Source organism: Pseudomonas yamanorum (assembly GCF_013386765.1).
Taxonomy (GTDB): domain Bacteria; phylum Pseudomonadota; class Gammaproteobacteria; order Pseudomonadales; family Pseudomonadaceae; genus Aquipseudomonas; species Aquipseudomonas yamanorum_A.
In genome coordinates this window covers 39,685-51,419 of record NZ_JACARE010000053.1, presented here as the reverse complement: position 1 = coordinate 51,419, position 11,735 = coordinate 39,685, and the positions used below count along the sequence as shown (strand labels likewise).

Sequence of the window (11,735 nt, the reverse complement as noted above, 5' to 3'; positions counted from 1 at the left end):
AATGTCCGGGCCGTGACGTTCCTGCACTTCAAGATTAAACGTAGCAGTCTCGGCTGGATTTAGCCGGATGAATTTTAGATGCAAGTGCAATCATTGCAATTGCAATCACATGCAGGACTCCATTAGGCTATGGGCACCCGTTGCCATGCGACCCTGCCCATGACTGCCAGCACCGAACGCTCCGCCCTGCTCTGTATCGACGCCTTGAACGCCGCGCAGCAGCCTCGCTGCTCGCCGCTGTACAGCGTGATGACCATGGCCAACACCCTGGAGTCCAGCCGACAGGCGTGGGTGATTCGCGGCCAGTCGCGCTCGCGCCGCGCAATGAACTGGCCCACCTGGTTTGCGCGCAATACCGGGGAACAGCCCCTGTTGTACCTGCACACCGCCGCTTCATCGGCGCAGCTGCGGGCGCTGTCCAGCGAGACCCGCCAGCGGGGCATCCTGTGCAACGACAGCGAAACCCGCCCCTCGCCGTCACTGCCTCTGTGGCTGGCCAGCAACCCGCACTGCACGCCTTATGACCCGGCCTCCGGCGAGGAAGCCCAGGCCATTGTGCTGGCGGGTTTGCAGGCGCTGTATGTCGACGGCCAGCCGGGGTTTTATTACCTGGCACTGCATGATCAGGGCGATGGGCCGGGACTGAGCCCGCAGGATTGCGAGGATGCGCTCAAGGGCATGTACCGGGTCCCGCGGGCGTATACGAGTGGGTTGAGCGTAAGCCTGCTGGGTGCGGGTCGGGCGTTTGACGAGGTGGTGCACGCGGCGCAGTTGCTTGAAGACGACTGGAACGTCGAGGCGCAATTGTGGAGTTGCCCCAGCTACACACGCCTGGCCCGTGAGGCCGAGGCGGCGCAACGCTGGAATCGGCTGCACCCCCTGGAAGCGAAGCGAAGCTGCCATCTGCGCGAGTGCCTGGCCGGGAATGACGCACCGGTGATCGCGGTCACCGGCTACCCGCAGCCCATCGTTGATCAGTTGGCGGGGCATGTGGATGCAAGGTTTGTAGCGTTGGGTGCGGGTTCGGTGGAGGCGTCAGCACCCAGTCGTTACTGGATAGCCGTGCTGGCGTTGAAGGCACTGGCGGATGACGGCCGTATCGACACAACACAGGTGGAAGCCGCCCTGCTTCGATATCACCTGAGATGAAGTGGAATACGTTCAAGTGTGGGAGCTGGCTTGCCTGCGATAGCGGTGTGTCAGGGGCAGATACGCTGGCAGACAGTCCGTCATCGCAGGCAAGCCAGCTCCCACACTGGATCTGCGTCGCCTGGAATATTGGCTTCAGGCCTTACGCCGCCCTCGGGGCTGCACGCCCGCCTCCATCGCCAGCCCGGCAGTACGCTCCAACGCCTCGGCAAAACCCCGGCGCTGTTCGCTGTCGAGCTGCGACAAAAACAACTCATCCACGCTGCTTTCGTAGATTTTCCACATCTTTTTGCGCAACACCCGGCCGGCTTCGGTGATCGAGACAAACGCGGCCCGCCCGTCACCGTCGCAGCGCGAACGCAGCACCAGGCCGTCCTTTTCCAGGCGGTCTACCAGGCGCGTGAGGTTGTAGCGCTCGATGGCCAGTACATCGGCCAATTCATGCATGCGCCGGGTGCCGTCGGGGCCGCTTTCCAGGCCCCACAAGGCGTCGTACCAGGCGTATGGCGGCAACCCGGCCTCGGCCAGGCGCCGTTCGATTTCACGGATGACCGTCCGGTGGGCCCGAACAAAACGGAACCAGACATCAGGCTCTTTCGACGACATGCAACACCATCCGGGGAATTTCAAGAAGGTTGCAATAGTAGCTCATCCCGCGCTAGATTCAGCCATGTAGTTGCAATTGCAACTACATTCGCAAAGCTCCCACAAGGAGCCCACACGTTGAAATCCGTCCACCCTGGAGCCTGACATGACCCCGAACACTGCAGTACGCCGCGACGACGATCCACAGGAAACCCGCGAATGGCTGGAGTCCATCGAATCGGTGCTGTCCACCGAAGGCCGCCCGCGTGCGCATTACCTGATTGATCAGTTGCTGGATTTCGACGTGGCGCGGCATGGCGACTTCTACGGGCGTGTGACCACGCCTTACGTCAACACCCTCCCGGTGGACCGTCAGTTGCCCTACCCCGGCAACCTGGCCACCGAGCGCAGGCTGAATGCGTTTATCCGCTGGAACGCCATGGCCATGGTATTGCGTGCCGGCAAGCACTCAGGCGTAGGTGGACATATCGCGACCTACGCGTCGGCCGCCGTGCTGTATGACGTAGGCTTCGACCACTTCTTCCGTGGCCGCACCGACAGTTTCGATGGCGACCTGGTGTACATCCAGGGCCACTCCGCGCCGGGCATTTACGGGCGCGCCTACCTCGAAGGCCGGATCAGCGAGGCGCAGCTGGACAACTTCCGCCGGGAAGCCGGTGGCGACGGTTTATCGTCCTATCCGCACCCACGGCTGATGCCGGACTTCTGGCAATTTCCTACGGTGTCCATGGGGCTCGGACCGATCACCGCCGCGTATCAGGCGCGCTTCATGCGCTACCTGGAATTCCGCAACCTCAAGCAACACCAGGGTCGCAAGGTGTGGGCGTTCCTCGGTGATGGCGAGATGGACCAGCCGGAATCCCTGGCGGCCATTTCCCTGGCCGGGCGCGAGAAACTCGACAACCTGATCTTCGTGGTCAACTGCAACCTGCAACGCCTGGACGGCCCGGTGCGCGGCAATGCCAAGGTGATCCAGGAATTCGAAAGCCTGTACCGCGCCGCCGGCTGGAACGTGATCAAGGTGATCTGGGGCAGCGGCTGGGATGCGCTGCTGGAGAAGGACAACAGCGGCTTGCTGCGCCAGCGCATGATGGAATGCGTGGACGGCGACTATCAGAACTACAAATCGCAAAACGGCGCCTACGTGCGGGAACACTTCTTCGGCAAATACCCCGAGTTGCTGGCACTGGTTGCCGATATGTCCGACGACGATATCTGGAAACTCTCACGGGGCGGCCATGACCCGGACAAGGTCTACAACGCCTATGCTGCCGCCGTGCGTCACAGCGGCCAGCCGACGGTGATCCTGGCGAAAACCGTGAAGGGCTTCGGCATGGGCGAGGCCGGCGAAGGCCAGAACATCAACCACCAGTTGAAAAAGATGGGCGCAGAGGCGGTCAAAGCCTTCCGTGACCGTTTCGGGCTGGAAGTGGCTGACGATCAACTCGCCGAAATTCCTTACCTCAAGCCTGCAGCCGACAGCGAAGAAGCCCGCTATTTCGCCGCCCGCCGTCAATCATTGGGCGGTTACGTACCGGCTCGTCATAGCGCGGTCGAGTCGTTGAAGATCCCCGAACTGGAGGCCTTCGCCACCCAGCTCAAGGACACCGGCGAACGCTCGATCTCCACCACCATGGCCTTTGTGCGCATCCTCGGCACGCTGCTCAAGGACCCGAACCTGGGCAAACTGATCGTGCCCATCGTGCCGGACGAGTCCCGCACTTTCGGCATGGAAAGCCTGTTCCGTCAGATCGGCATCCACTCGGCTGTCGGCCAGCTCTACACACCACAGGACGCCGGCCAGCTTTCCTACTACAAGGAGAGCAAGGACGGGCAGATCATGCAGGAAGGCCTGAATGAATCCGGCGCCATTTCCTCGTGGATCGCGGCGAGCACCTCCTACGCCAACCACGGCTTGATGACGGTGCCGTTCTACATCTTCTATTCGATGTTCGGCTTCCAGCGGGTCGGTGACCTGGCGTGGGCCGCAGGCGATGCGCGGGCGCGAGGCTTCCTGCTGGGAGCGACTGCCGGGCGCACAACGCTGATGGGCGAAGGTTTGCAGCATGACGATGGCCATAGCCATGTGCTGTCGTCGGTGATCCCGTGCTGTATTTCCTATGACCCGACCTTTGCCTTCGAGCTGGCGGTGATCATTCGCGAGGGCATGCGCCGGATGTACGTCGAGCAGGAGGACATTTACTACTACATCACCCTGCTCAACGAAAACTACCCGCACCCGGCGATGCCCGAAGGCGTGGAGGATGGAATTCTCAAGGGCCTGTACCGGCTGAAAGCGGCTGAAGACAGTGCGCAACCGCGAGTGCAACTGATGGGCAGCGGTTCGATCCTGCGGGAGGTAATCGCCGCCGCTGACTTGTTGCAGGACGACTTCGGCGTCGCCAGCGATGTGTGGAGTGTCACCAGCCTGACCGAGCTGCGCCGTGAAGGCCATGCCGTGGAGCGCTGGAACCTGCTGCACCCGGAGAGCGAACCGCGCACCAGCTATGTCGAGCAGTGCCTTGAGGGCCAGGCTGGCCCGGTGGTGGTCGCCACCGACTACATGAAGATCTTTGCTGACCAGATTCGCCCGTTCGTGCCGGGCCGGCGCTTTGTGGCGCTCGGCACCGATGGCTTCGGGCAATCGGATACCCGGGAAACCTTGCGTGAGTTCTTTGAGGTGGACCGCCACTTTATTGCACTGGCGGCCCTGAAGGGACTGGCGGATGACGGCTTGATCAGCCGTGCCAGGGTGGCGGAGGCGATCAGCCGCTACGGGATCAACGTCGACAAGGCCAACCCCGTAGCGGTGTAGTTACTGCGCAGGCGTCGGCAGGGGCGGGATCGCTTCGGTCGGCGCCGGCAGCGCCGGGTTGGTAGCCTCCGGCGCAGGTGCCGGGGTTTCCTTTGGCGCAATCGGCGCAGGCTCGGCAGGCGGTACAACCGGCTCCGATGCCGCAGGCTCGACCGCAGGCGTCACCGGGGCTGCCGGTGTGGCGGGCACTTCTTTCGGCGCTTCTTTAGGCGCCTCGGCCTTGTCAGCCGCCGGACCTGCCTTGGGTTCCGGGATGCCCAGGTCAGCCTTGGGCTTCTCTGGAATATGCGCAGCCTTTTTCACTTCCTGGGGCAGGAAAACGTCCACCAGCGCGAAATAGCGCTCATAAAACTTCGGCGCAGACACGGTCTCGCTGGCCACCTTGACCATGGAATCGTCGGTGGAGCCAATCGGCATCGACACCGAGCCCAACACACCCACACCAAGGCTGGCGGAGTTGTTGACCTTCTTCAGCGCGTAGCGGTCCTGCAAGGCGTTGGCGAACATCGTCGAGTGATGATCACCGCTGCCATCGTCGGCACACACCACGTTGAAACTGATTTGCAGGTGAGTCTCGCCGGTCTGCTGGAAACTCTTGTTACCGACCACCAGCTTCGGATCGCTGCTGGTGATGATGTAACCCTGGCTCAACAGCGCACGCCGCGCCGCTTCGCAGGCTGCAGTGTCGCTGACCGGATAATCACGGGAAAACGTACCGGAGTCGTCGAAGTTTTCATGTTCATAAATAGCGGTCTTGGGTGACGAGCAGCCCGCAGCGCCCGCCAGCACCAGCGCCAACCCGAGGCTACGCAAGTGAAATGATGTCGACATCGAAAATCCTGAGGAAAACAGTCAGGGCGGTATTGTGCAACAGAACGTGGCCTTGGCGCGCGAATTCCTGTCGGTAAAACGTCACGGCCTTACGGGACGGTGTCTGCAGGAAAAAGCCGCTCGCCCATATGGTCGATAAACACGCGCAATTTCGCCGAGGCGTGGCGACTTGATGGCCAGAGCATCCAGAAGCTGCCGCTGTGTTCCAGGTAATAATCCAGCACCCGTTGCAGCCGGCCCTGCTCCACCGACTCGCGGACCATAAAGTCCGGCAGGCAGGCAATCCCCAAGCCTTCATGGGCCACGTGCATCAGTGATTCGATGGTGGTGGACACCAGCGGCGCCCGCAGGATCGGCTCGGGCATGCCCGGTTCCGGGCGCAGTGGCCAGGCTTCCAGCTTGCCGGTGGCGCAGAACTTGTGGCGCAGGCAGGCGTGGCTGTTCAGGTCCCGGGGCTGGCGTGGCGTGCCATGCAGGCGCAGGTATTCGGGGGATGCCACCAGTACCAGACGGTAGTAGCCGAGGTGGCGAGCCATCAAGCGCGAATCCTCGGGCTTGCCGGTACGGATCACGGCGTCGAAGCCTTCCTCGATCACGTCCACCATGCGGTCGGAGAAGTCCACGTCCAGCTCGATCTCGGGGTAGGCCCGCATGAAATCCGTCAGCACCGGCATCAGCAGGCCGCGCACTTGCGGCAAGCTGATACGCAGCTTGCCTCTTGGTGTGGCGGATGCCTGGCTCAGTTCCTGTTCCGCAGCCTCGACCTCTGCCAGGATGCGCCGGGAGCGTTCGAGGAACAGCGCACCCTCGCTGGTCAACGTGATGCTGCGGGTACTGCGATGGAACAGCCGCACACCGAGGCGCTCCTCGATGCGCGCGATGCTTTTGCCAATGGCCGAGGACGACACCCCCAGCAGGCGCCCGGCCTCGGTAAAGCTGCGGGTTTCCGCCACCTGCACAAACACTGAAATACTGCCCAGGCTGTCCATCGTCTCGCTCCCGAGGATTGCGGACGCTGACGTCCGATAAGTTCGGAACCTTAGCCTGTTTTTCTACACCGCGCAGCACCCTACTCTGGCTCCCTGCCCTTTCGTCCGAAACCGGAGCCAACAAACATGAGTGACAGCGCCTTACCTTCCACAACGCTTGCGGCAAGCCGTGAACGACTGCCCTTGAGCGGCCTGCTGGCACTGGCGACCGCCGGCTTCATCACCATCCTCACCGAAGCCATGCCGGCGGGCCTGCTCCCGCAAATGGGCGCCGGCCTCGGCGTGTCCGACGCCCTGGTGGGCCAGTTGGTGACCCTGTATGCCCTCGGCTCGCTGCTGGCCGCCATTCCCCTGACCATCGCCACCCGTGGCTGGCGCAGGCGGCCGTTGCTGATGCTTGCCATCGGCGGGTTTGCCTTGGTCAACAGCGTCACGGCGTTATCCAGTGATTACCTGCTGACCCTGGTGGCGAGGTTCTTCGCCGGGGTGTTCGCGGGGTTGCTGTGGGCGCTGCTGGCCGGTTACGCCAGCCGTATGGTTGCGCCGCACCTGCAAGGAAGGGCGATTGCCGTGGCCATGCTTGGCGCGCCGCTGGCGCTGTCGTTGGGGGTGCCCGCCGGGACATTCCTGGGCACCACGGTGGGCTGGCGCCTGAGCTTTGCGATCATGAGCGGCCTTACGGTACTGCTGCTGGCGTGGGTGCGCTGGCAAGTCCCGGACTTTGCCGGGCAACAGGCGGAAAAACGCCTGGGGCTGCGTCAGGTATTGGCATTGCCGGGGATTCGTCCGGTGCTGTTTGTGACCTTCACCTACGTGCTGGCCCATAACATTCTCTACACCTATATCGCGCCGCTCCTAGTGCCTGCCGGGATTGCCGCGGACATTGATCAGGTGTTGCTGGTGTTTGGCCTGGCGGCACTGCTGGGCATCTGGATGGTCGGGGTGCTGATTGATCAGCGGCTGCGCGCCTTGCTGGTGATCAGCTGCGGGATGTTCGCCCTGTCAGCCCTGGCGCTGGCGTTCTGGATTACCTCGGCCCCCGTGATCTACACCACGGTCGCATTGTGGGGCCTGGCGTTTGGTGGACTGCCGGCCTTGCTGCAAACGGCGCTGGCCAAGTCGGCCGGGGATTCAGCCGATGCCGCGCAGTCGATGCTGGTGACCGTGTGGAACCTGGGTATTGCCGGCGGCGGGCTGCTGGGCGGCATGTTGCTGCAGGGATGGGGCGTGACGTCGTTTCCCTGGGCCGTCGTCGCCTTGGTCTTGCTGGCGCTGATGGCCACGTTTCGTTTAACCGATGTTTAAACAGAAACGTGACGTGATGTTTCTTAACTCTTATGATCGCACCGGGTGCGCTGCTGCATACGGCACAGCGCAGGTTAAAGGATAAGCATTGGTCGGGCCGCCAATGGAGACTTGTCGTGCCTGATAAACACCCTGCAATTCCTCGCCCCCAGGTTCTGGTCGAAGGCGCGCTGTCGGCGCTTGAGCGATTTTCACGTATCGAAGCGGTCAGCGGCATCGTGTTGCTGCTGGCGGCGATCGTCGCCTTGATCTGGGCCAACAGCCCGGTCGCCGATTCCTACGAACACTTCTGGAACACCCCACTCACTATCGGGCTGGGAGACTTCACGGTCTCGCGCTCGCTGCACTTCCTGGTGAACGACGGGCTGATGACCGTCTTCTTCCTGGTGGTGGGCGCCGAGATTCGCCAGGAAATCAGGGACGGCGCACTCGCCAACCTGAAACTGGCCACCCTGCCCTTGGGCGCCGCATTGGGTGGCGTGCTGATGCCGGCGCTGATTTACACCCTGCTCAACCATGGCACGGTAGCGGCCAGCGGCTGGGCAGTGCCCACGGCCACTGACATTGCGTTCGCCGTGGGTGTGCTGGCGCTGTTGGGCAAATCGATTCCGGCCGGCGTGCGCATCCTGCTGCTGGCGCTGGCGATCATCGATGACATCGTCGCCATCCTGATCATTGCGATTTTCTACACCGCCAGCCTGGATTACATGGGCCTGGTGATCGCGGCCTGCGGGCTGGCACTGGTGCTGATCTTTCAGCGGATGGGGATCGGCAAGGCCGCGGTGTACGTGCTGCCGGGGGCGATTGTCTGGTTTGGCCTGCTGAAGACCGGTGTGCATCCAACCCTCGCGGGCGTGATGCTTGGGCTGCTGACGCCGGTTACGTCCAGGCCCACTCGGGAACGTCCGCTGGACACCATCGGACGCACCTTTAACGAGCTGATGGACCGGCTTTCGCAACCGGCTGAAAGTGGCCATCAGGTCGCCAAACCATTGAAGCAGTTACGAGAGGCCCAGCGGGAAATGCTGCCGCCGGTGCAGCGTATTCAGGCGGGCTTGCACCCGTGGGTAGCGTTCGGCGTGATGCCGCTGTTTGCCCTGGCTAACGCCGGGGTGAGCCTGCAAGGGTTCAACCTGGACGACCCGCTGCCCCACGGCGTGTTCATGGGCGTGATCCTGGCGTTGGTGCTGGGCAAGCCGCTGGGGGTGATGCTGGCGAGTGTTGCGCTGGTCAAACTGAATATCTGCCAACTGCCGGAGGGCCTGACCTGGAACGGCGTCGCCCTGGTGGGCCTGCTGGCGGGGATTGGTTTTACCATGTCGATTTTCATCTCGTCACTGGCCTTCTCCGATCCGACGCTGCTGTCAGCCGCCAAGCTGAGTGTGCTGACCGCTTCGTCCCTGGCAGCGGTGATTGGCCTGAGCTGGGGCAAGCTCAAGTTTGCGCGTTGACTCAACCGTTGGGTGATGGCTGTTGAGACAACTCGGAAATTGTGGCGACGACCTTCATCAGCATCTCGGCGACCGCGATTTCCCCGTTTAACCGAATGGCCGGTGTAGTCAGTTGCCTGAGCCACCGCTCATGCCTGGGCCGGCTGCGTCCGGCCCGGTTGCCTGCCTCATAGCTTTGCGCCCATATGAGAAATTTCCGGTGGTTCTCGTGCATATCCCCGCCCGGCAAGATCCGCGCACCGAACCGTTGGGATTCCCGTGATTTCAAGCGCTCGATTCGCAGTGCCGTTGGCGTATCGATGAACACCACCAAGTCAGCGTTTTGAATCACCTCGGCGCCCCAGCCATCCATTGATCCGGACAGCACCCAAGGGGAGTCAGCCAGCGCCTGGGTCAACAACGCGACCCGCTCTTCAGGCGGGCGTGATTGCTCGAAGGGAGGGTCCGTGGGGTACCAATAGTAATCATCGACATCCACATGAGGCAGGTTAAGCCTGTCAGCCAAGGCGGCGCCCAACGTGCTCACGCCAGCACCCGAAGCTCCGCTGATATAAATCCGTTTACTCATGGTTTGGCCTCCTTAACGTCCTACCTGAATATTACGTAAAAAAAAGACCCCGGCCTCTTCAGGCCGGGGTCTTTTTATTCAGGCTGGTAACGAGATCAGAACTTCTTGATCTCAGCCTTGGTTTCCAACTGCTTGCGATAGGCGGCGAAGTCTTGCTGGCCGACACGGGACGCGAGGAAGCGGCGATACTGAGCCTTCTCGTCATCGGTCGGTGCAGCGGCTTCATTGACCGCGTTCAAGCGCACGATCATCAGGCTACCGTCTGGCAGGGTCACGCTGGTGAAGGTCGGCTTGTCCTTGGCCGCAGGCTTAGGCATGCGGAACAAGGCTTGCAGCACGGCAGGCTCGACGCCTTCCTGGCCACGGGTAGCCCCTTCGGTGACTTTCCAGGCCTGGCCATCAACCGGCTGGTTCAGCGGTGTCTTGCCATCACGCAGGCTGGCAATCAGCTCGTCCGCGTGAGTCTTCGCCGCAGCGCTTGCGCGCTCCTTGGTCAACTGGGCACGGATGGCAGTGGCAACGCTTTCCAGCGGCAACTGGGTAGGCTTCAGGTGCTCTTTGGCACGCAGCACCACGATGGTTTCCGGATCCAGCTCGATGGCGGTGCTGTTGGCACCTTCATCCAGGACTTCAGGGCTGAATGCAGCGGTCACCACGGCACGGTTGGCAGCGATGCCTTCGCCACCCTCACGGCCAAACGGCGCGGAGGTGTGCACGGTCAGCTTCAGGTCCGACGCCGGCTGGGCCAGGTCGGAAGCTTCGAATGCAGCGTCTTCCAGTTGCTTGGTGGCATCGACGAAGCGCTGTTCAACCTGTTGGGTCTTGAGCTCGCGGGTCAGCTTGTCTTTCAGGCTGGCAAACGTTGGCACTTCAGGTGCTTCAACGCCCAACAGCTTGATCAGGTGCCAGCCGAAGCTCGAACGCACCGGAGCCGAGACCTGATCCTTGTTCAGCGCGTACAGCGCTGTTTCGAAGGCTGGGTCGTAGACGCCAGGACCCGCGAAACCGAGGTCACCGCCGTTGTTCGCCGAACCCGGATCCTGGGAGAACTCTTTGGCCAGGGCTTCGAACTTCTCGCCCTTGGCCAGGCGTGCCTGGATCTCTTCGATCTTGGCCTTGGCCTGCTCGTCAGTGGTCTTGTCGTTGACTTCGATCAGGATGTGCGCCGCGCGACGCTGTTCAGCGAGGTTGGCGGTTTCTTTCTGATAGAGGGCTTGCAGCTCATCGTCCTTGACCGCGACCTGGTCGAAGAAGGAAGCCTTCTTCAGCTCCAGATAGTCGATGACCACCTGGTCCGGGGTCATGAACTCTTTGGCGTGCTGGTCGTAGTAAGCCTTGACCTCGTCGTCGGTGAGTTTCACCGCCGCAGGGTTGGCCTTGACGCTGACGGTGGCGAAATCGCGGGTCTGTTTTTCCAGACGGGCAAAAGCCAGCACTTCGGCATCGGTGACAAAACCGCTGCCGGCAATGCCTGCACGCACCTGGCCGATCAGCATTTCCTGGCTCAGCATCTGACGAAATTGCATACGGCTGTAGCCCAGCTGACGGATCACCTGGTCAAAACGCTCGGCGTTGAACTGGCCATCCACCTGGAATTCCGGTGTCTGCAGGATCACTTGATCCAGCGCTGCTTCGGAGAAAGCGAATTTCGAATCGGCGGCGCCTTGCAGCAACAGCTTGCGATCGATCAGGCCTTTGAGGGCGGCGTCGCGCAGCAGCTTTTCGTCCAGCAAGGAAGCATCGAAGTCCTTGCCCAGCTGTTGCATCAGCTGACGACGTTGCATGTCGACGGCCTGGCCCAGTTCGCTTTGGGTGATTTCTTCACCGTTGACCTTGGCCACGTCCTGCTTGTTGTTGGTCGAAGCCTGAAAAATAGCCTCGATACCGGTGAACGCCATCAATGCGACGATGATCCCGATAATGGTCTTGGCAATCCAGCCTTGTGAATTGTCCCTGATATTCTGCAGCATGCGTCCCCCAGAAACGGTTGAACTTCAAAATTAGGCAACCGTGGAGCGTGG

Annotated in this window: 9 protein-coding genes; 4 read left to right on the top strand and 5 right to left on the bottom strand. The window is 61.9% G+C overall.

From position 1 onward, the window contains the following. Nucleotides 1–129: 129 nt before the first annotated feature. Nucleotides 130–1,149 carry a transketolase-like TK C-terminal-containing protein gene (locus tag HX875_RS29905; protein ID WP_177048301.1) on the top strand — a complete coding sequence of 340 codons (1,020 nt, stop codon included), beginning with the start codon at nucleotides 130–132 and terminating at the stop codon, nucleotides 1,147–1,149. A gap of 135 nt (nucleotides 1,150–1,284) precedes the next feature. Here the strand turns inward: HX875_RS29905 and HX875_RS29900 are convergent, their stop codons facing one another. Next, on the bottom strand, nucleotides 1,285–1,755 hold the full coding sequence (locus tag HX875_RS29900; RefSeq protein WP_177048299.1) for a MarR family winged helix-turn-helix transcriptional regulator: 471 nt from the start codon (nucleotides 1,753–1,755) through the stop codon (nucleotides 1,285–1,287). A 145-nt stretch (nucleotides 1,756–1,900) separates the two neighbouring features. On the opposite strand from HX875_RS29900, the gene aceE reads away from it, so the two are divergent. Continuing rightward, entirely contained in the window at nucleotides 1,901–4,570 is a 2,670-nt protein-coding gene (gene aceE, locus HX875_RS29895) for a pyruvate dehydrogenase (acetyl-transferring), homodimeric type (protein WP_177048297.1), read from the top strand. Here aceE and HX875_RS29890 read toward each other — a convergent pair whose 3' ends face one another. Both HX875_RS29890 and HX875_RS29885 read right to left on the bottom strand, forming a co-directional pair. Next, the gene (locus HX875_RS29890; RefSeq protein ID WP_177048295.1) at nucleotides 4,571–5,401 is read right to left on the bottom strand and encodes a DUF2242 domain-containing protein; all 831 of its coding nucleotides are present in this window, start codon (nucleotides 5,399–5,401) and stop codon (nucleotides 4,571–4,573) included. It abuts the gene before it with no gap. 89 nt (nucleotides 5,402–5,490) lie between these two features. After that, nucleotides 5,491–6,390 carry a LysR family transcriptional regulator gene (locus HX875_RS29885; RefSeq protein ID WP_177048293.1) on the bottom strand — a complete coding sequence of 300 codons (900 nt, stop codon included), beginning with the start codon at nucleotides 6,388–6,390 and terminating at the stop codon, nucleotides 5,491–5,493. A 126-nt stretch (nucleotides 6,391–6,516) separates the two neighbouring features. Between HX875_RS29885 and HX875_RS29880 the strand changes: the two genes are divergently transcribed. Next, nucleotides 6,517–7,695 carry an MFS transporter gene (locus HX875_RS29880; protein WP_177048291.1) on the top strand — a complete coding sequence of 393 codons (1,179 nt, stop codon included), beginning with the start codon at nucleotides 6,517–6,519 and terminating at the stop codon, nucleotides 7,693–7,695. A gap of 116 nt (nucleotides 7,696–7,811) precedes the next feature. Continuing rightward, the gene (gene nhaA, locus HX875_RS29875) at nucleotides 7,812–9,146 is read left to right on the top strand and encodes a Na+/H+ antiporter NhaA (RefSeq protein WP_177048289.1); all 1,335 of its coding nucleotides are present in this window, start codon (nucleotides 7,812–7,814) and stop codon (nucleotides 9,144–9,146) included. Nucleotide 9,147: 1 nt separating this feature from the next. Here nhaA and HX875_RS29870 read toward each other — a convergent pair whose 3' ends face one another. Next, entirely contained in the window at nucleotides 9,148–9,714 is a 567-nt protein-coding gene (locus HX875_RS29870; RefSeq protein WP_177048287.1) for an AAA family ATPase, read from the bottom strand. 95 nt (nucleotides 9,715–9,809) lie between these two features. After that, complete coding sequence (locus tag HX875_RS29865) at nucleotides 9,810–11,684, bottom strand: SurA N-terminal domain-containing protein (RefSeq protein WP_177048286.1); 1,875 nt, start codon at nucleotides 11,682–11,684, stop codon at nucleotides 9,810–9,812. Nucleotides 11,685–11,735 lie beyond the last annotated feature (51 nt).